This is a genomic window from Salicola sp. AFF1 (assembly GCF_056783195.1).
This window is the reverse complement of sequence record NZ_JBXAYL010000011.1, coordinates 27,567-47,362: the sequence shown is the minus strand read 5'-3', so window position 1 is coordinate 47,362 and position 19,796 is coordinate 27,567. Positions and strand designations below refer to the sequence as shown.

The 19,796-nt window shown below is 62.6% G+C and carries 20 protein-coding genes; 5 read left to right on the top strand and 15 right to left on the bottom strand.

The features are described 5' to 3' along the window. Nucleotides 1–64: 64 nt before the first annotated feature. Nucleotides 65–403, top strand: coding sequence for a hypothetical protein (locus AC1RQI_RS09350; RefSeq protein ID WP_416633823.1), 339 nt, complete (start codon nt 65–67; stop codon nt 401–403). Here the strand turns inward: AC1RQI_RS09350 and AC1RQI_RS09345 are convergent. From AC1RQI_RS09345 to AC1RQI_RS09320, 6 genes are read right to left on the bottom strand one after another with little or no spacing between them, the layout of a single operon-like run. Further along, the gene (locus tag AC1RQI_RS09345; RefSeq protein WP_481904544.1) at nt 397–1,281 is read right to left on the bottom strand and encodes a DMT family transporter; all 885 of its coding nucleotides are present in this window, start codon (nt 1,279–1,281) and stop codon (nt 397–399) included. The two genes, AC1RQI_RS09350 and AC1RQI_RS09345, sit on opposite strands and share 7 nt — an antisense overlap. Before the next feature lie 2 nt (nt 1,282–1,283). Continuing rightward, complete coding sequence (locus tag AC1RQI_RS09340) at nt 1,284–2,072, bottom strand: acyl-CoA thioesterase (RefSeq protein ID WP_416633820.1); 789 nt, start codon at nt 2,070–2,072, stop codon at nt 1,284–1,286. Beyond that, nucleotides 2,072–2,584, bottom strand: coding sequence for a dihydrofolate reductase (locus AC1RQI_RS09335; protein ID WP_416633819.1), 513 nt, complete (start codon nt 2,582–2,584; stop codon nt 2,072–2,074). The genes AC1RQI_RS09340 and AC1RQI_RS09335 overlap by 1 nt, the downstream gene beginning before the upstream one ends. A gap of 9 nt (nt 2,585–2,593) precedes the next feature. After that, the gene (locus AC1RQI_RS09330; protein WP_481904543.1) at nt 2,594–3,433 is read right to left on the bottom strand and encodes a thymidylate synthase; all 840 of its coding nucleotides are present in this window, start codon (nt 3,431–3,433) and stop codon (nt 2,594–2,596) included. A gap of 2 nt (nt 3,434–3,435) precedes the next feature. Beyond that, entirely contained in the window at nt 3,436–4,233 is a 798-nt protein-coding gene (lgt, locus tag AC1RQI_RS09325) for a prolipoprotein diacylglyceryl transferase (protein WP_481904542.1), read from the bottom strand. Between the two features lie 8 nt (nt 4,234–4,241). Continuing rightward, nucleotides 4,242–5,042 carry a sulfite exporter TauE/SafE family protein gene (locus tag AC1RQI_RS09320; protein WP_416633815.1) on the bottom strand — a complete coding sequence of 267 codons (801 nt, stop codon included), beginning with the start codon at nt 5,040–5,042 and terminating at the stop codon, nt 4,242–4,244. A 148-nt stretch (nt 5,043–5,190) separates the two neighbouring features. On the opposite strand from AC1RQI_RS09320, the gene AC1RQI_RS09315 reads away from it, so the two are divergent. The 3 genes from AC1RQI_RS09315 to dxs all read left to right on the top strand — a co-directional run bounded on the left by AC1RQI_RS09315 (nt 5,191) and on the right by dxs (nt 8,386). Then, a complete protein-coding gene (locus AC1RQI_RS09315) occupies nt 5,191–5,460 on the top strand; it encodes an exodeoxyribonuclease VII small subunit (RefSeq protein WP_416633814.1) in 270 nt (89 codons plus the stop codon). Beyond that, on the top strand, nt 5,457–6,335 hold the full coding sequence (locus AC1RQI_RS09310) for a polyprenyl synthetase family protein (protein ID WP_481904541.1): 879 nt from the start codon (nt 5,457–5,459) through the stop codon (nt 6,333–6,335). The genes AC1RQI_RS09315 and AC1RQI_RS09310 overlap by 4 nt, the downstream gene beginning before the upstream one ends. 125 nt (nt 6,336–6,460) lie before the next feature. After that, entirely contained in the window at nt 6,461–8,386 is a 1,926-nt protein-coding gene (gene dxs, locus AC1RQI_RS09305; RefSeq protein WP_481904540.1) for a 1-deoxy-D-xylulose-5-phosphate synthase, read from the top strand. 4 nt (nt 8,387–8,390) lie between these two features. Here dxs and ribA read toward each other — a convergent pair whose 3' ends face one another. The 6 genes from ribA to AC1RQI_RS09275 all read right to left on the bottom strand — a co-directional run bounded on the left by ribA (nt 8,391) and on the right by AC1RQI_RS09275 (nt 15,599). Beyond that, nucleotides 8,391–9,011, bottom strand: a complete 621-nt coding sequence (gene ribA, locus AC1RQI_RS09300; RefSeq protein WP_416633811.1) for a GTP cyclohydrolase II — start codon at nt 9,009–9,011, stop codon at nt 8,391–8,393. Nucleotides 9,012–9,076: 65 nt separating this feature from the next. Continuing rightward, nucleotides 9,077–9,568, bottom strand: coding sequence for a cyclic pyranopterin monophosphate synthase MoaC (gene moaC, locus AC1RQI_RS09295; RefSeq protein WP_481904539.1), 492 nt, complete (start codon nt 9,566–9,568; stop codon nt 9,077–9,079). Between the two features lie 10 nt (nt 9,569–9,578). After that, on the bottom strand, nt 9,579–10,523 hold the full coding sequence (locus AC1RQI_RS09290) for a Nudix family hydrolase (protein WP_481904538.1): 945 nt from the start codon (nt 10,521–10,523) through the stop codon (nt 9,579–9,581). Between the two features lie 4 nt (nt 10,524–10,527). Next, on the bottom strand, nt 10,528–11,745 hold the full coding sequence (gene argJ, locus AC1RQI_RS09285) for a bifunctional glutamate N-acetyltransferase/amino-acid acetyltransferase ArgJ (RefSeq protein ID WP_481904537.1): 1,218 nt from the start codon (nt 11,743–11,745) through the stop codon (nt 10,528–10,530). Between the two features lie 5 nt (nt 11,746–11,750). Further along, on the bottom strand, nt 11,751–14,516 hold the full coding sequence (gene secA, locus AC1RQI_RS09280) for a preprotein translocase subunit SecA (protein WP_481904536.1): 2,766 nt from the start codon (nt 14,514–14,516) through the stop codon (nt 11,751–11,753). Nucleotides 14,517–14,678: 162 nt separating this feature from the next. Next, entirely contained in the window at nt 14,679–15,599 is a 921-nt protein-coding gene (locus AC1RQI_RS09275; protein WP_481904535.1) for a M23 family metallopeptidase, read from the bottom strand. Between the two features lie 194 nt (nt 15,600–15,793). On the opposite strand from AC1RQI_RS09275, the gene AC1RQI_RS09270 reads away from it, so the two are divergent. Next, complete coding sequence (locus tag AC1RQI_RS09270) at nt 15,794–16,246, top strand: DciA family protein (RefSeq protein WP_416633805.1); 453 nt, start codon at nt 15,794–15,796, stop codon at nt 16,244–16,246. 6 nt (nt 16,247–16,252) lie between these two features. Here AC1RQI_RS09270 and lpxC read toward each other — a convergent pair whose 3' ends face one another. The 3 genes from lpxC to ftsA all read right to left on the bottom strand — a co-directional run bounded on the left by lpxC (nt 16,253) and on the right by ftsA (nt 19,785). Beyond that, complete coding sequence (lpxC, locus tag AC1RQI_RS09265) at nt 16,253–17,170, bottom strand: UDP-3-O-acyl-N-acetylglucosamine deacetylase (RefSeq protein WP_416633804.1); 918 nt, start codon at nt 17,168–17,170, stop codon at nt 16,253–16,255. Nucleotides 17,171–17,324: 154 nt separating this feature from the next. Then, on the bottom strand, nt 17,325–18,488 hold the full coding sequence (gene ftsZ / locus AC1RQI_RS09260) for a cell division protein FtsZ (protein ID WP_416633802.1): 1,164 nt from the start codon (nt 18,486–18,488) through the stop codon (nt 17,325–17,327). 61 nt (nt 18,489–18,549) lie between these two features. After that, nucleotides 18,550–19,785, bottom strand: coding sequence for a cell division protein FtsA (gene ftsA / locus AC1RQI_RS09255; RefSeq protein ID WP_416633801.1), 1,236 nt, complete (start codon nt 19,783–19,785; stop codon nt 18,550–18,552). Between the last annotated feature and the right edge of the window lie 11 nt (nt 19,786–19,796).

The following is a 19,796-nucleotide window of genomic DNA, read 5'->3' as shown; positions in this document are numbered from 1 at the left end:
CAGACAGCCCAATGATGGCCGGGTTATAGTTTCCGTACGCGTCCTGACTCCGGGGCATACCGCCGTGACCGACAATCGCTTCTCTGAGGAAAGCGCCCTGAGCGCAGCCGAGGCACTGCAGCAGGTGCTTGCCCGGCGCACCCACAAACGCCGGGTGCTGGGCGAGGAACGGATCATCCCCGGCCAGCTGGGTGAAGCCCTGGGTCTCCCTGACATTATCCAGCGTCTCCAGAGCCGGAATGGCCCAGTGCGCGAGAAGGCGCTGGCGCGGTTCGAGGCTATCTGGGAAACCCTTTCAGAGCGCTCACGCCAGCGTGTGCGCCTTGAAGTGGGCTGGTACGACCCGCGCGAACTCGACTGGGAGGACCCGCGCTCCAACCGGCGCCCGTTACCGGATCACTGACGCCGTGAGTGAACGTGCTGTTGCAGATAAAGGCCCGCGAGCACCATGGCCAGCCCCACCACGGTCGATCCCAGTATCGGCTCGCCCACCACGACCGCAATGAACACCAGCGACAGTGGTGGCGACAGAAAGATCAGGTTACTGAGGCGGGACGTGTTGGTTGCCTTCTTCATGGCCAGCAGCCAGAGCACAAACGCAATCCCCATCTCGAACGCGCCGACCCAGGCGGCCGCCACGACTCCCTGCCAGGCGGGCCACTGCCACCCATCCCAGACCGCCAACGCGAGGATCAGTGGCCAGGCCACCACAAAGTTCAGCAACAGCCCGGCAACCGGCTCCCGTGTATCACGCGTGTTGAAGATCCAATAAAACGCCCAGACCAGGGTGCTCAGAAGCGCGAGCCCCACCCCGGCGGCACTGGAGATCTCGAACGCCAGCGGCTGCCCTCGGGTGGCGATGACCAATACCCCGCCATAGCAGACCAATCCCGCCAGGATGTCCACGGAGGTCAGCCGGTGGCCGAGAAACGGGACCGACAGATAGGTCAGCGTCAGTGCCCAGGTGTAATTGATGGCCATGGCCTCCTGCGCCGGCAGCAGGTCATAGGCACCGAACAGCAGTATGTAGTACAGCACCGGGTTGATCAGCCCGAACCCCAGTGACAGTAACAGCGCCCTGCGCCCCGGCCGAAAGGTTTCCCCAAGCCGGCCCTGCCAGGCCTGCCAGGCAACCAGAACCAGCACGGAGACCGTGACCGCCCAGAACATGAGCCCCGTCCGGGAGAGGTATTCCAGCGACACCTTGAAAGCCGTGGCGGCCGTTGACCACAGCAGCACTGTGGTCACCCCCAGGATCATGGCCTGACGCTGATCCTTCATAGTCAGGCAAAGACCGTCACTGTCTGCTGGCTTCGGGCCACCAGCTCACCTGAGGAGCTCCAGATGCCGGCCCGGGTAAGACCGTAGCCATCCCGCGCCTGGTCAATAACAGCACGGTAAAGCAACCACTCGGCGGGATCGATGCTGGGCAGCGGATGCACCAGCTCCATGGTCCAGTTCAGCGTGCTGGCGGGCGCGGGCTGGCTCAGGCGCGGCAGTACAGCCGGCGGCCAGGTGTCCACCAGGGCCACCAGATGCGAATGGGTCAGCACCTGCGGTGGCTCCCGGAAACGCATCCAGCCGCCCATGGTCCGCTCCGAGGAGCCACTGAACGGAAACCCGCCCAGACAGAACCGCAACTCGTAATGGCGCAGGAACTCGGGCGTGACCCCCTCGATCTGCGGCATTGGCTCGGCGGAACCGGGATCCGGCGCCTCAGGGGCGGCTTCCGGCGCCACCGCCACCGCCGAATCACGACCCGATCCGAAGCTGCCCATCGCCACCAGGACTGTCCCGTCACCCTGGTGAATGCGACTCTCCACCTGGGTCACCGCCTTACCCTGACGCAGTATCTCGGCACTGACATCAACCGCCTCTTCCGGGGCCGCCGGCGCCACAAACGACAGGGAGAGTGAACGCAGCGGACGCTGATCCACCAGCTGACCACGCATGGCCTCATGGGCCATGGCCGCCAGCAGACCACCAAAGGTTGCCCGCCCCTGGGCCCAGTCCGGCGTCAGTTGCGCCCGACCTTCGAGGGCCGCGCCCATCAGGCTGTCAAAGTCACTCATCAGGATTCTCCCCGGTCATAGACCACAATACTGTACGGATAACGGTTGGCCTCCTCGCCCCCGGCGTGATCCTCGCGCGAGACCTCTTCCCAGCGACTGAGATCGACCAGCGGAAAGAACGTATCCCCCTCCACTTCCGCGTGAACCTCGGTCAGATAGAGCCGGTCCGCCACCGGCAGTGCCTCGGCGTAGACCTGGGCACCACCGATGACCACGGCCTCCTCGGCGCCATCGATCAGCCCCTGCCTTTCGGCCTGCTCCAGGGCCTGCTCAAACGAGTGCGCCACCCAGACGCCCTCACTGGACCAGTCGGTATCACGGGTGATCACGATGTTGCTGCGCCCTGGAAGCGCACGGCCAATGGACTCATGGGTTCGACGTCCCATGATAATGGGCTTGCCCATGGTCGCCCTTTTGAAATACTGCATCTCCTCCGGCAGGTACCAGGGCAGGCGGTTATTGCGGCCAATCACCCGGTTCCGGGCCATGGCCACCATCAGTGCAATACGCATGAACAGACCTCAGATGGCAATGGGGGCACGGATGGCCGGATAGGGCTCATAGCCGCTGATCCGGAAATCCGTTTCCTCGTAATCGAACAGGCTCGCCGGGCAGCGCTGCAGCTCCAGTCGCGGCAGCGGGCCCGGCGTGCGCCGCAGTTGCTCGTAGACGATATCGTCGCTCAGGTGGTTCTGGTACAGGTGCACATCCCCGAAGGTATGCACGAAGTCCCCGGGCTCCAGGCCGGCCTGTTGGGCCATCATGGCGGTGAGCAGGCTGTAGGACGCAATATTGAACGGCACGCCCAGAAACAGGTCCGCGCTGCGCTGGTAGAGCTGGCAGGAGAGCCGCCCATCCGCCACAAAGAACTGGAACAGGCAGTGGCATGGCGCCAGCGCCATGCGGCCTGCGCGCGCATTCTCCTGGGGCCCCTGGGATTCATCCGGAAGCTCCGCCGGGTTCCAGGCAGTCACCACCAGCCGACGGGACTGGGGCCGGTTGCAAATGCCATCCAGGACCTCGCTGATCTGATCCACGGTACTGCCATCCGGGCACTGCCAGCTGCGCCACTGTTTGCCATAGATCGGCCCCAGGTCACCGTCTTCCGTGGCCCACTCATCCCAGATCGAGACCCGGTTCCGCTGCAGCTCCCGGTTGTCCGTAGAGCCACTCAGGAACCACAACAGCTCATGGATGATGCTGCGCACATGGACCTTCTTGGTGGTCAGCAACGGAAAGCCCTGCCCCAGGTCAAAGCGCAGCTGGCGCCCGAAGACCGAACGCGTACCAACGCCGGTGCGATCCCCCCGGTCGACGCCGTTATCAATCACATCCCGCATCAGGGCCAGATAGGATTCCATCGTCAGGCAGCCTTTTTCTGTCGATAGGCAAAAAGAAGCAGTGCGGCACCGGCCAGGACCATTGGCAGCGACAGGAGCTGGCCCATGGTCATCCAGTCCATCAGGATGAACCCCAGCTGGGGATCCGGTTCACGGTAGAACTCGACCGCAAACCGGACCACCCCATACCCGGCAAGGAAAAGACCGGACACGGCCATCCGGGGCCTGGGCCTGGCGGAAAACCACCAGAGCACCACAAACAGCAGCACCCCCTCGAGCGCGAACTGATACAGCTGGGAGGGATGGCGCGGCAGGGCATCCCCGGCCTGCGGGAACACCATGGCCCAGGGCAGATCCGGCGACGTGGGCCGGCCCCAGAGCTCACCATTGATGAAGTTACCCAGCCGCCCCATGCCAAGACCCAGGGGCACTACGGGCGCAATGAAATCAGCGATGGCGAAGAAACCGGTGCCAATACGGCGGGCGAACATCAGCATGGCGGCCAGCACACCGAGTAATCCCCCATGGAAGGACATGCCCCCCTCCCAGATCTGGATGAGCCAGAGGGGATCCGCCAGAAAACGCTCAAACTGGTAAAACAGCACATAGCCAAAGCGTCCCCCCAGGATCACGCCCAGCGCCATATAGAACAGAAGGTCGCCCAGCTGTTCGGCATTGACCGGTGAATCCGCTCGGGTGGTCCGCAGCCTCGCCAGCGCCCACCCACCGACGAACGCCACCAGGTAGGTGATCCCGTACCAATGGATGGACAGGGGACCCAACGAAACAGCGACCGGATCGAATTGCGGATGTACCAGCATGAATGCCCTTAACCTGTAATCAGAAACCGCACACCAATAACCACCAGCAGCAGCGCAAACAGCCGCTTGAGCCAGCGCTCATCAAGCCGGTGTGCCAGCAGTGCGCCCACACGTGCAAAGGGGACGCTCATCAGAACAATGCCCAACAGCGCCGGGAGAAACACAAAGCCCAGGCTGTAGTCCGGAAGCCCCTCACGCCCCCAGCCCACCATGATGTTCGCCAGTGCGCCGGAGACCGCAATGGGGAAGCCGCAGGCAGCGGAGGTGCCCACCGCATGCTGCATCCGTACGCCCACCCAGGTCAGGTAAGGCACGGTCAGGGTGCCGCCACCAATACCGACGATCGCGGAAAGCCAGCCAATGCCACCGCCCACACCGCCCAGTTCCGCCTTGGCGGGCTGGCGGTCAGCGGCCATGGGCGACCAGCCGGTTACCATCTTCACGGCCGCCAGCAGCACAAAGACGCCGATGACCTGCTGGAGGGCCTCACCACTGAGCAGCCCCGCCGTCACCGCACCCAGCGCCGCGCCCAGCAGTATCCCCGCGGTCATGGGCCGGAACAGGTCCCAGCGGACGGCACCCTTGCCGTGATGCGTGCGGATCGAGCTCAGGGAGGTAAACACCACTGTTGCCAGCGACGTCCCGACCGCCAGATGCGCCGTCACCCCGTCGCTCACGCCCTGCCAACCAAACGCGAACACCAGCGCGGGCACGATAATGAGACCACCACCAATGCCAAAAAGCCCCGCCAGTGTACCGGCGACGGCCCCCAGTCCCAGATAGAAGGCCAGCGCTTCAAGGATGCCCATCTGACTCCACCCATGGTCCCATAAAGCCCAGCATGGTATCAGGCGAGGGTGACAGGTGACAGCTTACGCTCGGATGACGGCGTGGAAGGGCATGCTACAATCATGGGGTTCACCCGGTGGTGGCACCGGCAGCAACGGGAGTGGATGCATGAGTGACAGTGAGAACAGCACGAATGACAGCGCTAACACCGCCAGCTTTGAGGCCAGTATCCAGGAGCTGGAATCACTGGTACGCAAGCTGGAACAGGGAGATATGGCCCTGGAGGATTCGCTGAAGGCCTTCGAACGGGGGGTTCAGCTCACCCGCTCCTGCCAGCAGTCGCTGCGCGACGCGGAACAGCGGGTGGAACAGGTGATTGAAAACAACCAGGGGGAGCTTGAAACCCGCCCCTACCCGGAGGACAGCTCCGAAGCATGACGGCCCACGCCTTTCTCGAACAGACACGGACGCGCCTGGAAGAGGCGTTGGATCACAGCCTCCCGGCACCGGATGCCCAACCAAACCGGCTGCACCAGGCCATGCGCCACGCCGTCCTTGGTGGCGGCAAGCGCCTGCGTCCGGCGTTGGTCCTGGCTGCCTGCCGCTGTGGTGGTGGGGCGGATGATGCCGCCATGCCGGCGGCCGTGGCCGTTGAACTCATCCATGCCTATTCCCTGGTGCATGACGACCTGCCCGCCATGGATGATGACGAGCTGCGCCGCGGCCAGCCAACCTGCCACGTAGCGTTCGATGAGGCCACTGCGATCCTCACCGGTGACGCCCTCCAGACCCTGGCGTTCGAAACGCTGTCCGGCATCCAGTGTCCACCGTCAACCGTTGTCACCATGCTGCAGGAACTAACTGCGGCCACGGGCCACAAGGGGATGGCCGGCGGCCAGGCGCTGGATCTTGCGGCCACCGGCGCGCATCCATCCATCGACGCCCTGGAGGCCCTGCACCGATGCAAAACCGGAGCGCTCATTGAAGCCTCACTGGTGCTCGGCGCCCTCTGCGCGGGCGGCGACGAACGGCTGATCAGCTCGCTGCGCGCGTTCGGGCGCCGTATCGGGCTTGCCTTCCAGGTCCAGGATGACATCCTGGACGTGGAAGGGAGCTCACTTGTAACCGGCAAGCCCCAGGGCTCGGATACCGCTGCCAACAAGGCCACCTACACGGCCCTCCTGGGGCTTGAGGGCGCGCGGCAGCGCCTGGATGCGCTTCACCGCGACGCACTGGCGCAACTGGACGGGCTCCCCGGCGACACGTCCCTGCTCGCAGCCCTGGCTGCATTCATCATTGAACGTAACCATTGAAGCGGGCTGTTGTCACTGCCACGACGGGCGTCTTATTGTGCCGGGAAACGCGGGACTGAACTTCCGCGCCGTTTTCCCTATAATGCGGGGTTACCGTCAGGAATCGCCAAGGCAGCAAGGCCCGGATGCAGGATAAGACCGTATTCAACAGCATACCCACGCAGCGACCGGAAACGCCCCTGCTGGACCGTATCAATACGCCCGAACAACTGCGCTCGCTCAGTCGTGACCAACTGGTGCCCCTGGCGCGCGAACTGCGAGCCTTCCTGTTATGGTCCGTGGGCCAGTCCGGCGGCCACTTTGGAGCCGGCCTGGGCGTGGTCGAGCTGACCCTGGCCCTGCACTACATCTTCGAGACCCCGGAAGACCGCCTGGTCTGGGATGTGGGCCATCAGGCCTATCCGCACAAGATCCTGACAGGGCGGCGAGAGCTGTTGCGGACCATCCGCAAGAAGGACGGGCTGGCCGCCTTCCCCAACCGGGACGAAAGCCCCTACGACCATTTCGGGGTAGGCCACTCCAGCACGTCCATCAGCGCCGCCCTGGGCATGGCGCTGGCCGCGCGCCAGCAGGGGCGTAACCGCAAGGGCATCGCCGTGATGGGCGATGGCGCCATGACCGCCGGCATGGCCTTCGAAGCGCTGACCCACGCGGCGGACGTTCGCGCCAACCTCCTGGTGGTTCTGAACGACAACGAAATGTCCATTTCCCACAACGTGGGCGGGCTTTCCAACTATTTCGCACGCCTGCTCGCAAGCCGCACCTACCACCAGGTACGCGACGGCAGTAAGCGCGTGCTGGCCAACACACCCGGCCTCAAGGCACTGGTCCGGCGTACCGAGGAACATTTCAAGGGCATGCTGGCCCCGGGCACCCTGTTCGAGGAGATGGGTTTCAATTACATCGGCCCCATCGACGGCCACGATCTTCCCCTTTTGCTGGAAACCCTCGACACCATCAGCCAGCTTGACGGCCCCCAGTTCCTGCACGTGGTCACCACCAAGGGCAAGGGCTTTGGCCCCGCCGAATCCGACCCCGTGGGCTACCATGCCATCAACAAGATTGAGCCGGCACCGCCCGTGCAGCCGGCGGATGCGCCCAAGAAGCCCAAGTACTCGAACATCTTTGGCCAATGGCTGTGCGACCTGGCAGAGCAGGATGAGCGGGTCATGGGCATCACCCCTGCCATGCGCGAAGGCTCGGATCTGGTGGCGTTTTCAGAGCGTTTCCCGGAACGCTACTTCGATGTGGCCATCGCGGAACAGCACGCGGTGACCCTGTCTGCCGGTATGGCCTGTGATGGCGCCAAGCCGGTGGTGGCCATCTACTCCACCTTTCTGCAGCGCGCCTACGACCAACTTATCCATGACGTAGCACTGCAGAACCTGGATGTGCTCTTCGCCCTGGATCGCGCTGGCCAGGTCGGTGAGGACGGCCCCACCCATGCTGGCGCCTTCGACCTGACCTACCTGCGCTGTGTCCCCAACATGATGGTCATGGCCCCCTCGGATGAGAACGAAACCCGGCACATGCTCTACACCGGCTGGTGCCATGAGGGACCCGCCGCTGTGCGTTATCCCAGGGGAACAGGCCCCGGCGCGGTCGTGTCTGAGCACATGGAAGCCCTGCCCCCCGGCAAGGGTGTGGTGCGCCGCCAGGGTAAAAGGGTGGCCATTCTCGCCTTCGGGGCCATGGTGGCCCCGGCCCTGGAGGTAGCGGAATCACTGGACGCTACCGTTGCGGATATGCGCTTCGTCAAGCCGCTGGATACGGCTCTGGTCGAAAAGCTGGCGGCCAGCCATGACCTGCTGGTGACCATTGAGGAGAACGTGGTGGCTGGTGGGGCCGGAAGCGCCATCGCCGAGCACCTTCATGCTGAGGGCATCGGCGCGGAGCTGCTGCAGCTGGGCTTGCCGGACCGGTTCATCGATCACGGCAAACCGGCGGAACAGCTGGCGGACGCCGGGCTGGACGCCACCAGCATCCACAAGGCCATCAGCGCCCGCCTTTCACGGGGCAGTGACGGCGGTTTCGCCGTCGCCCAGACCTGAAACCTCAGGCCTCGGGCGGCGGATCGTCGTCCTGATGGGTGTAGAACCAATGCCCCATGCGTGAGCGCTTGGTATTCAGATAGGACTCATTGTGGGGGTTGCGGCCCACTTCCAGCGGCACCCGCTCGACCACATCCACGCCCAGATCCCGGAGCGCGTCCACCTTGCGGGGATTGTTGGTCATCAACCGGAGCTGACGGATGCCCAGGTGGTCCAGCATATCCAGGCACATGCTGTAATCCCGCAAATCCGCGGCAAACCCAAGACGCTCGTTGGCCTCCACTGTATCCGCCCCCTCGTCCTGCAGCCGGTAGGCCCGGATCTTGTTGAGAAGGCCGATGCCACGCCCTTCCTGGCGCAGATAGAGAAGCACACCGCGTCCCTCAATGGCGATACTGCGCAGCGCCTCCTCCAGCTGGTAGCCGCAATCGCAACGCATACTGTAAAGGGCGTCACCGGTAAGGCATTCGGAGTGGGTCCGCCCGAGCACGGGGTGGCCGTCGGAGACATCGCCCAGGCTCAGAACCACGTGCTCCTGGCCGGTCTCGACTTCCTCGAACCCATGCATATCGAACACACCGAAAGGCGTGGGAAGGCGACAGCTCTCGATGAATCGGACGATCACGGGCGATCCTCTCAGGATGATAAAGAGGCGCCAGTTTAACAGAAGGCGCAGCGCCGCTGAACGGGTCAGTCCGCGCCTTCCTCCGGCGCCTGCCAATGGCCGGAGCGGCCGCCCTGTTTCTCCAATAGGCGGATGCCCTCCATGACCATGCCCCGATCAACAGCCTTGCACATATCGTAGAGCGTCAGCGCCGCCACCGACACGGCGGTAAGGGCCTCCATTTCCACGCCCGTAGCCGCGTTCAGGCGGCAACGGCTCTCAATATCGATGCCATCCCGCTCCTGCCGGGGTGTGAGCCATATCTTGACCGAACTCAGGTTCAGGGCATGGCAGAGCGGTATCAGTTCATGGGTGCGCTTGGCCGCCATGATACCGGCAATCCGGGCCGTGGCGAGCACATCCCCTTTGGGATGGTCGCCCGCCAGGATCAGTTCCAGAGTTTCAGGCTGCATCCGGATGGTGCCACCGGCCCGTGCTTCGCGATGGGTCTGGGCCTTATCGCCCACATCGACCATGTTCGCCGCACCGGCTTCATCCACATGACTGAGACCGCTCATCCTTCCTCCTTCAATGCCACCAGAAGCCAATACCGGCCACACCACAACCGCCATGACGGCGGCTTATCGCTACATCACCGTCATCAACCCCGCCCAGAGCGTAGACGGGCAGCGCCACATCGGCCACCATTGCCTCAAAATCATGCCATCCCAGTGGTGACCGTTCCGGATGGCTGATCGTCGTCTTCACGGGAGACAGAAACACGTAATCCGCACCCAGTGCCTGGGCGTGCACCAAACCAGCGTCATCATGGCAGGAAATGCCCAGACGATAGGCCCCGCTGACGGGTCTTTCGGTATGGCGACTCGCCTCATGCCAGGGCAGGTGCAGGCCATCGGCGCCAGGCACCGTGACCAAGCGTTGTGGTGCGCCGTGGAGCAACAGCTGACAGCCCGCCTCATGAGCCACGCGCAGGCTGTCTTCAGCAAGCGCCCTATAGGCCTCGTCATCCAGCTCCGGACACCGCAGCAGGCACTGACTGCCTGCCCTGCCCTGTAGTCGTTCCGCAAGCCGGTGCGGCGTCACATCCGGTCCCGTAATCAGCGTCCGAGCTGGCAGCTGCAGGACCTCGATCATGCGGCGATTGGCGGCCGGGAACGCGTCCGCATCCAGGGTTGCCACATCCAGCCACATCAACGGCTGGCCTTCCTGCCCCCGGGGCTCCCCGGACCAGTCAGTGACGCGGTAGAAGTCAAGCTGAACCCGACGGTCGCCATAGTCATGGCTGAGGCTCAACTCAAAGCACAACGCCTGCTCCGACATCCCCAGCCCGACTTCCTCATGCAGCTCACGCACGAGCGCGGCAGCCGCGGACTCCCCTTTCCCTACCTTTCCGCCAGGGAATTCCAGAAGCCCCCCCTGATGCTGGCGAGCATTGCGACGTGCCACCAGAACCTGTTGGTGAGCATCCTGCCAGCGGCAGACCGCCGCTACCGCTACATGCAGTGTCTTCAACGGCTCAGGTCCGGTATTCGGCGTTGATGGTGACGTAGCCATGGGAGAAATCACAGGTCCAGACCCGTTCCACCGCACTGCCCCGGCCGAGATCGATACGGATGGTCAGCTCCTGTTGGTCCATCACGGCCTGGCCGGCTTCCTCGGTGTACTCCGCGGCCCTTGCGCCATGGCGCACGATGCATACATCGTCCAGGTGAACTGACACCCCTTCGATGGCCAGGGCCTCAATTCCCGCGCGCCCGAGCGCCATCAGGATGCGTCCCCAGTTGGGATCCGCCGCGTAGAGCGCCGTCTTCACCAGCGGTGATTCCGCAACGCTAAAGGCCGCCCGGCATGCTTCACTGGCTTCCGCAGCCCCCGCTACCTCAACGGTAACGAACCGGGTAGCCCCTTCCGCGTCCCGCACAAGCGCCTGGGCCAGCTCCAGAAAAACGTCCGCCAACGCCTCACGCAGTGCCGGCACCACCCTGCCATCGGCATCCAGCACCTCGGAAGCACTCTGGCCGGTCGCCGCCAGCACGCAGGCGTCGTTGGTCGACGTGTCCCCGTCCACGGTGATGCGGTTGAAGGTCGTCTCCACCAGCTCGTGGACCAGTGATTCAAGCACCCCGGCGGGAATAGCAGCATCCGTGGCCACGAAGGCAAGCATGGTGGCCATGTTGGGCCGGAGCATCCCCGCCCCCTTGCTGATGCCGGAAATGTGGACCGGTTCACCATTGATCATGACCCGCCGGGTTGCGCCTTTTGGCACTGTGTCCGTGGTCATGATAGCCGGGGCAGCCGTTGCCCAGCCATTGGCATCAAGATTCGTGACCGCTTCCGGTATGGCCTCCAGCATGCGGGCCAAAGGCAGGGGTTGCCCTATGACACCAGTCGAAAACGGCAGTACCTGTTCCGCGCCCACGCCAGCGGCCTCTGCAACGGCCCGACAGCAGGCACGGGCATCCGACAGGCCCTGCTCACCGGTACCGGCATTGGCATTGCCGGTATTGATCACAAGGTAGCGCGGTCGCCCGGCCGCCAGCGCCTGTTCCGCAACCAGTACCGGCGCGGCGCGGAACGCATTGCGTGTGAATACAGCACCGACGGCGCTGCCTTCAGCCAGCTCCATCAGTGCCAGGTCATCACTGCCCGGCTTCTTGATGGCCGCGTCCGCCGTACCCAGCCGAACACCGGGCACGGCATGGAATTCAGGGAGAGGTGCGGGATTGACCGCCATAACGCTTATTCCGCCTTGCCGTGACAGTGCTTGTATTTCTTGCCGGAACCACAGTGGCAGGGTTCATTACGACCGACCTTGCGACCATCACGCACAAACGGCTGCTGGCTAACTCCCGAGTCGTCGTCATCACCGGTACTCTGGTTCCCACCCGCCTCGCCTTGCTCTGCGCCGGCGGGCGCCTGGGCGCTGGCCTCGTCATGGCGGGCCTGAGCGCGCGCCAGCTCCTGCTCCAGTTCTTCACGCCGCTGGCGTTCCATCTCATCCAGCTCTTCCTGGCGCTGCACGCGCACCCGGGAAATCACCCGAACCACATCGAACTTGATGGATTCCAGCATGTTCTGGAACAGGTTGAACGCCTCGCGCTTGTATTCCTGCTTGGGATTGCGCTGCGCGTAACCACGCAGATGAATACCTCGACGCAGGTGGTCCATGTTCGCCAGGTGCTCCTTCCAGAGCGTATCCAGGGTCTGAAGGAAAACCTGCTTTTCGAACCGGCGCATGGTCTCGGAGCCAACCACGTCCTCCTTCTCCTGGTACACACGGATGTGTTCCTCCAGGATCCGCTGACGCAGCTTCTCCTCATACATGCCCTCTTCCTCGAGCCAGTCCCTGACCGGCAGCTGCAGGCCAAGCTCGCTCTCAAGCTTCTGCTCCAGCCCCGGGATATCCCATTGCTCGGGCATACTCTGGGGCGGGATATGCTGGCTTATGACGGCATCCACCACATCTTCGCGCACCTGCTGGATGAGCTCCGAGATGTCCTCGGACTCCATCACTTCATTACGCTGCTCGTACACCACGCGGCGCTGGTCATTGGCAACGTCGTCGTATTCGAGCAACTGTTTCCGAACATCGAAATTGCGCCCCTCGACCTTGCGCTGGGCCTTTTCGATGGAGTTGGTCACCATCCGGTGCTCGATGGCTTCACCCTTCTGCATGCCCAGCGCCTGCATCATGTTCTTGACGCGATCCGGCGCAAAGATCCGCATCAGGTCGTCCTCCAGGGAGAGGAAGAAACGGGACGACCCCGGATCCCCCTGGCGCCCGGACCGACCGCGCAGCTGATTGTCGATCCGGCGTGACTCGTGACGCTCGGTGCCGATAATGTGCAGGCCGCCAGCCTCCACCACGGCATCATGGCGCCTCTGCCAATCCTGCTTCACCGCTTCGATGTCGGCCTCGGAGGCATCCTCGCCCAGATCCGCCAGTTCCGCATCCAGGTTGCCGCCCAGCACAATGTCGGTACCCCGGCCCGCCATGTTGGTGGCAATGGTCACGGTACCGGGGCGACCAGCCTGGGCGATGACGTGGGCCTCCTTTTCGTGCTGTTTCGCGTTGAGCACGTTATGGGGGATGCCCGCCTCCTTCAAAAGCCTCGACATCACTTCCGAGGTATCAATGGAAGCTGTGCCCACAAGGACCGGCCGCCCGGCGGAAACCTCGTCCCGGATCTCGTCAATGATTGCCTGGTACTTCTCCTCCTTGGTGAGGTAGATCAGGTCGTTGTAATCGGTGCGGTTGACCGGCTTATTGGTGGGTATACAGACGACATCCAGACCATAGATCTGGTTGAACTCGAATGCCTCGGTATCCGCGGTACCGGTCATGCCGGCCAGCTTGTCATAGAGGCGGAAAAAGTTCTGGAAGGTGGTGGACGCCAGCGTCTGGCTCTCGGCCTTGACCTCAACGCCTTCCTTGGCTTCCACCGCCTGGTGCAGGCCCTCGCTCCAGCGCCGGCCCGGCATGGTCCGGCCGGTATGCTCGTCAACAATGACCACCTGACCATCGTTGACAATGTAATCCACGTTACGATGGAACAGGTGGTGGGCCCGCAATCCTGAATGGATATGATGGAGCAGACTCAGGTTGGCCGCGGAATAGAGGCTGGAGTCCTCCTCCAGAAGGCCGGCTTCACGCAGTAACGCCTCAACCCGTTCATGGCCCTGTTCCGTGAGTTCCACCGAACGCGTTTTCTCATCAATGGTGAAGTCGCCATCCGGCTCCTCCTCCGCATCCTCGGAGGATTTCTCCAGGTGTGGAATGAGGTCGTTCACCTTGCGATAGATGTCCGTGTCGCTCTCGGCGGCTCCAGAGATGATGAGCGGTGTTCGCGCCTCATCAATCAGGATGGAGTCCACTTCGTCAACAATCGCAAAGTGAAGCTCTCGCTGGACCTTGTCCTCCAGACTGAACGCCATGTTGTCTCGGAGGTAGTCAAAACCGAACTCGTTGTTCGTGCCATAGATAACGTCCGAGGCGTAGGCCGCGCGCTTATCCTCGGTGGACTGGCCGGCCATGACCACGCCAACGCTCAACCCCAGGAAATTGTAGAGCTGCCCCATCCACTCAGCGTCACGCCGTGCCAGATAGTCATTCACGGTGACCAGGTGAACGCCTTTACCGGTAAGCGCGTTCAGGTAGATCGCCAGGGTTGCCACCAGTGTCTTGCCCTCACCGGTACGCATTTCCGCAATGCGTCCTTCGTGCAGCGTAATACCACCGATCAGCTGGACATCGAAATGGCGCAGTCCAAGGACCCGGTCACTGGCTTCGCGCACCACTGCAAACGCTTCCGGAAGGAGATCCTCCAGCTCCGCACCATTATTGAGTTTATCCTGGAACTCGTTGGTCTTGGCTTGCAGCGCCTCATCCGAGAGCGCCCCGAGGCTCTCGCCAAACTGGTTGATGCAATCCACCAGTTTGTACATGCGCTTGATTTCACGGGCATTCTTACTTCCGAAAAGACGGGTGGCCAGCTGTGAGAACATAATCCTGATTCATTTTCCTATAAGCCCTGTCCGGATGGGCGCCGCGATAGAGACAGGGCGGAACAGATGGAGTCGGCGCTGTGGAACACAATAAGGCACTGCATTCTAACGCCATTTTACTGACAGGGAAAAGCGGCTGCCGTGAGCTGGCCGGCAGTACGATCACATGAAATCGGTCGGGTTCTGTCGATTCCCGTTTTTGACCACCTCAAAGTGTACATGAGGGCCCGTGGAACGCCCCGTCGAGCCCATGGCCGCAATCTTCTGGCCCTTTTCCACGACCTCGCCTTTTTTCACCAGGATTTTCTTGGCGTGAGCGTAACGGGTCTTGTAGCCGTCACCATGGTCAATTTCCACCAGGTAACCGTAACCGCCCTTCTTGCGGGCAACGGTTACGACCCCGGCGCCAACGGCGATCACGTCACCCCCTTCGCGGCCGGCAATGTCCACGCCGGTATGCCAGGCGCGCCGGCCGTTGAAGGGATCGGTACGGTAGCCATAAGGGGACGACTTCCACCCCCAGGTCACCGGCCGGCCATCCACCTCCCGCTGGCTCTCAAGCTCGCGGTTGGCGATGAGCCGTTCCAGCAACGTAAGCTGCTTTTCACGGGAGCTGAGCCGCTTCTCAAGGGCGCTGATCTGGCGCTCAAGCCCCTGGGTCGTCTGGCTCTGCCCAGCTCCCCCGGATTCAGGCCCTCCCATGGCGGGAGCGGATTCAAAGTTGAACTCTTCTCCGGAAAGATCCGCGGATGCCACCAGGTTCTGCCCCAGGGCATCCACGCGCAGGGCCCGTGCCTGAAGCTCACCCACACGTCGCGTCAGCGCCGCGATCTCATTGTCGGCACGGGTTTCGATCCGCTCCAGCTCCGAGCGGGCCTGCTCCAGCCGCTGTTGCCAGCGCTCAACCATCCGGCCATCCGCGGCCATGCCGGTATTCCCGGAGTAAACCGCCAGCTGGTAACCCCCCCAACCAGCACCGGCCATCATCAGTACCAGGCTGGCACCGGCTGCAAGCAGCGTATGACGTCCCGGCGCAAAGACCCGGGCTCTGCCGTGGTGGCGGCCTACAAAAAGTATGTTCATAGGTTCACCCGAACTCTTTGTCTTTACGACCTCTGTGTCCTGAGACCCCGCGGCATCCAAGCCCGTCTATTGATCCTGTAAAGGATCAAAAGCATACTCGAACTTTGAGTGTAACGAAAACTTAATTGTGAGACAGATCACGGAAAGGGTCCGTTACAATTTTAACCTCTTCTTGGAGTCACAGGTAAACGTCCATGGCCCGGGAAAACCGCCCCGCTCACCCGCTCGACAGTGGCTCGGATGGCCCGCTCAACCGGCTCCTCAGGCAGGCGGAACAGCATCGACGGGTGGAAACCGTCATCCTTGAAGCTCTGCCCGGAAATCTGGCCGACTGCTGCCGCTTTGGCGGCTACGCGAACGGTGAACTCACCCTTCTCGTTACCGACAGCACCCGTGCGAGCCAGGTCCGCTTCCAGCAGCGGGCCATCGTCCGCAACCTCAGGCAGGATGAGCGCTTCAGCCAGGTCTGGCGCGTGCGCGCCCGGGTACAGCCCTGGCATGACCCACGCCCCAGAACAATCAGGGAACGCCCGGAAATGACTTCGAAAAATGCAGAACTGCTCAGGGAAGTTGCAGAGGAAACGGAGGACAGTGGCCTCAGTGGGGTACTGAGGCGCCTGTCCTCGCATGCCCATGACGGGCAATAGTCGGATTCAGCCGGTCGCTGCCAGGCTTGGCTTGAAGTAGGAGATAGGGGCTTTGGCCTCGTCGTCAAAGGTCACGACTTCCCAGGCATCCTCTTCCGCCATGAGCTTGCGGAGGAGCTTGTTGTTGAGGTCGTGCCCCGACTTGAAACCACGGAACTCACCAATCAGGCTGCTGCCCATCAGATAGAGATCACCAATGGCATCGAGCATCTTGTGGCGTACAAACTCGTCATCGTAGCGCAGGCCATCCTCGTTCAGGATACGATAGTCATCCACGACAATGGCATTGTCTACACTGCCACCAAGGGCGAGGTTCATGGAACGCAGTGCTTCGATGTCCCGCATGAATCCGAAGGTCCGTGCCCGGCTCACCTCCTTCACGAAGGAGGTACTTGAAAAGTCCACCGTGGCGTTTTGGTTGCGGCCTTCGAAGACAGGGTGGTTGAACTCGATGGTGAAGCCCACCTTGAAGCCGTCAAAGGGTGTGAAAGTGGCCCACTTGCCCTCCTCCTCAACGGTTACCTCACGCTTGATGCGGGTAAACCGTTTCGGCGCTTCCTGCTCGGCAATGCCAGCGGACTGCAGCAGGAACACAAAGGGCCCCGCGCTGCCGTCCATGATCGGCACTTCCGCCGCGCTCAGCTCCACATAGCAGTTCTCAACCCCGAGCCCGGCCATGGCCGACATCAGGTGTTCCACGGTGCCAACACGAACCCCATCCTTCACCAGAGTGGTGGAAAGCATGGTTTCGCCGACGTATTCGGCCCTCGCCTCCACCTCGACAACCGGATCCAGATCGACTCGCCGGAAGACAATGCCCGTATCAGCCGGGGCCGGCTTCAGCGTCAGGAACACTTTTTCGCCGGAGTGGAGCCCGACGCCCGTCGCTCTGATGGTGTTTTTCAGGGTACGTTGTCTGATCATGGTGTCATTGTTCCGTCATAGACACGGCTTAGACTGCTGCCGTAATTTGCGCTTACTGTAACAGATGGCATTCATGGATGCCATTTATACAGTCCGTGGAAAACCGAGACATTGGCCGCGGAGACGCGCAATGCCCCGGCCTTCCCGCGCCTCTTCAGTCCGCCTGCCGACGCAGGAATGCCGGAATGTCGAGGTAGTCGACATTGGTATCCTGCTCGCCCTGGCTCTCCTGATCAACCGCCGCGCTGCCCTCACTGGCCACAGCGCGCCGGCGCAGCACCGCTGGACGATCCAGCTGATTATAGTCGGTCTTGCCGTCCATGCTGCGGGTATTGTCCACCACTTTCTGGGGCGCATCCGCCTCGGCATTGAGACCGGTCGCTACAACGGTCACCTTCAACTCGTTCTCCATTTCCGGATCGATCACGGTACCGACCACGACGGTTGCGGATTCAGAAGCGAACTCACGCACAATGTCGCCTACCTCGCTGAATTCGCCCAGGTTCAGATCCATGCCGGCGGTAATGTTCACCAGGATGCCACGCGCACCCTGCAGGTTGATGTCATCCAGCAGCGGGCTGCGGATGGCCCCTTCGGCCGCCTCTCGGGCCCGCTCCTCGCCAGTCGCCCGGGCTGTGCCCATCATGGCGTTACCCATCTCGGACATGACCGTCTTCACATCGGCGAAGTCCACGTTGATCATGCCGTTGCGGGTAATCAGGTCCGCGATGCCCTGGACCGCCCCCAGCAGCACGTCATTAGCGGAAGCAAAGGCGTCCAGAAGACTGGTTTCCTTGCCCATCACCGTCAGCAACTTCTCGTTGGGGATCGTGATCAAAGAATCCACGGTCTCCTCAAGCGCCTTCAGGCCAGCGTCCGCCACTTTCATTCGCTTGCCGCCTTCAAAGCCGAACGGCTTGGTAACCACCGCCACGGTCAGAATGCCCATTTCCCGGGCGACCTCAGCCACGATGGGCGCCGCGCCGGTGCCGGTTCCGCCGCCCATACCGGCGGTGATGAACACCATGTCCGAGCCCTTCAACGCCTCACCGATGCGGTCCCGGTCCTCCATTGCAGACTGACGGCCGATTTCAGGATTAGCGCCGGCGCCCAGCCCTTTGGTGATATTCCCGCCAAGCTGGATCAGGGACTTGCTGTCCAGATCCTTCAGCGCCTGGGCATCGGTATTCGCGCACAGAAACTCCACGCCTTCGATTTCGCTTGCCAGCATGTGGCGGACAGCATTGCCACCACCGCCACCAACACCGACAACCTTGATCACCGCGCTTTGCTCTACGTTGTCTACCAGTTCAAACATTCCCCTTCTCCTTCCGTTTGAGAGCGGCTTGTGCCGCTTTTATTGCTGTATTGACTCCGACTCAAAAATTCCCGGTGAACCACTGCTTGATTCTCGCCAGGAGTGAGTTCCCCGCAGGCTGAGAGGAGCCGCCCCCGCGCCCCTGCTCCGCCTGCCGGAAACCGTACATCAGCAGCCCCGCGCCGGTGGCGTACACCGGGGTTCCGATCACGTCGCTCATGCCCGTCACGCCCGACGGTGTGGCCAGGCGCACGGGCGCGTGAAAGATCTCTTCCGCCAGCTCAACCGCGCCTTCCATCATGGAAGAACCGCCCGTAAGCACGATGCCCGCCGGGACCAGATCCTCAAAGCCGCTACGCCGCAGTTCCGACTGGACCAGTGTGAACAGCTCCTCGTATCGGGGCTCCACCACCTCAGCCAGCGCCGCGCGCGACAGATCCCGGGGCGCGCGGTCGCCCACGCCAGGAACCTTGATGGTTTCCTCGGCCCCCGCGAGCTGGGTCAGCGCGCAGGCATAACGGGTCTTGATCTCTTCGGCGTTCTGCGTCGGGGTACGCAGCGCCATGGCGATGTCATTGGTGACCTGGTCTCCGGCGATCGGAATCACCGCCGTATGCCGGATGGCGCCCCCGGTGAAGATGGCGATGTCGGTGGTGCCCCCGCCAATATCCACCATGCACACGCCCAGCTCGCGCTCATCGTCCGTGAGCACCGAGTAGCTGGACGCCAGCTGCTCCAGAATGATGTCGTCCACGTCCAGGCCGCAGCGGCGAACGCACTTGTCGATGTTCTGCACCGCATTAACCGCACAGGTGACCAGGTGGACCTTGGCTTCAAGGCGCACTCCGGACATGCCCAATGGCTCCTTGATGCCCTCCTGATTATCGATAACGAACTCCTGGGGCAGGATGTGCAGCACCTTCTGGTCCGCGGGAATCGCTACCGCCTGGGCCGCATCAATGACACGGTCAATGTCAGGCTGGGTCACCTCCCGGTCACGGATGGCAACGATGCCATGGGAGTTCATGCTGCGGATGTGGCTACCGGCAATACCGGCATACACCGAATGGATCCGGCAGCCAGCCATCAGCTCCGCCTCCTCCACGGCCCGCTGTATCGCCTGAACGGTCGTCTCGATGTTGACCACCACGCCGCGCTTGAGCCCGCGTGATGGATTCGAGCCGATACCGGCGACCTCGATGGAACCGTCCGGATTCTGCTTACCCACCAGTGCCACCACCTTGGAGGTGCCGATGTCCAGCCCGACGATCATGTTCTCTGTGTCTGCCGATGACATAAACTCAGTCC

Bases quoted from the DNA above. Each gene is read 5' to 3' on its own strand.
- moaC (WP_481904539.1), bottom strand. From the start codon at position 9,568: ATGAGCGGTCTCAGTCATGTGGATGAAGCCGGTGCGGCGAACATGGTC.
- ftsZ (WP_416633802.1), bottom strand. From the start codon at position 18,488: ATGTTTGAACTGGTAGACAACGTAGAGCAAAGCGCGGTGATCAAGGTT.
- AC1RQI_RS09340 (WP_416633820.1), bottom strand. From the start codon at position 2,072: ATGAGTGACTTTGACAGCCTGATGGGCGCGGCCCTCGAAGGTCGGGCG.
- argJ (WP_481904537.1), bottom strand. From the start codon at position 11,745: ATGGCGGTCAATCCCGCACCTCTCCCTGAATTCCATGCCGTGCCCGGT.
- lpxC (WP_416633804.1), bottom strand. From the start codon at position 17,170: ATGATCAGACAACGTACCCTGAAAAACACCATCAGAGCGACGGGCGTC.
- AC1RQI_RS09275 (WP_481904535.1), bottom strand. From the start codon at position 15,599: ATGAACATACTTTTTGTAGGCCGCCACCACGGCAGAGCCCGGGTCTTT.
- AC1RQI_RS09335 (WP_416633819.1), bottom strand. From the start codon at position 2,584: ATGCGTATTGCACTGATGGTGGCCATGGCCCGGAACCGGGTGATTGGC.
- AC1RQI_RS09310 (WP_481904541.1), top strand. From the start codon at position 5,457: ATGACGGCCCACGCCTTTCTCGAACAGACACGGACGCGCCTGGAAGAG.
- AC1RQI_RS09270 (WP_416633805.1), top strand. From the start codon at position 15,794: ATGGCCCGGGAAAACCGCCCCGCTCACCCGCTCGACAGTGGCTCGGAT.
- secA (WP_481904536.1), bottom strand. From the start codon at position 14,516: ATGTTCTCACAGCTGGCCACCCGTCTTTTCGGAAGTAAGAATGCCCGT.
- AC1RQI_RS09345 (WP_481904544.1), bottom strand. From the start codon at position 1,281: ATGAAGGATCAGCGTCAGGCCATGATCCTGGGGGTGACCACAGTGCTG.
- AC1RQI_RS09330 (WP_481904543.1), bottom strand. From the start codon at position 3,433: ATGGAATCCTATCTGGCCCTGATGCGGGATGTGATTGATAACGGCGTC.
- AC1RQI_RS09315 (WP_416633814.1), top strand. From the start codon at position 5,191: ATGAGTGACAGTGAGAACAGCACGAATGACAGCGCTAACACCGCCAGC.
- dxs (WP_481904540.1), top strand. From the start codon at position 6,461: ATGCAGGATAAGACCGTATTCAACAGCATACCCACGCAGCGACCGGAA.
- lgt (WP_481904542.1), bottom strand. From the start codon at position 4,233: ATGCTGGTACATCCGCAATTCGATCCGGTCGCTGTTTCGTTGGGTCCC.
- AC1RQI_RS09320 (WP_416633815.1), bottom strand. From the start codon at position 5,042: ATGGGCATCCTTGAAGCGCTGGCCTTCTATCTGGGACTGGGGGCCGTC.
- ftsA (WP_416633801.1), bottom strand. From the start codon at position 19,785: ATGTCATCGGCAGACACAGAGAACATGATCGTCGGGCTGGACATCGGC.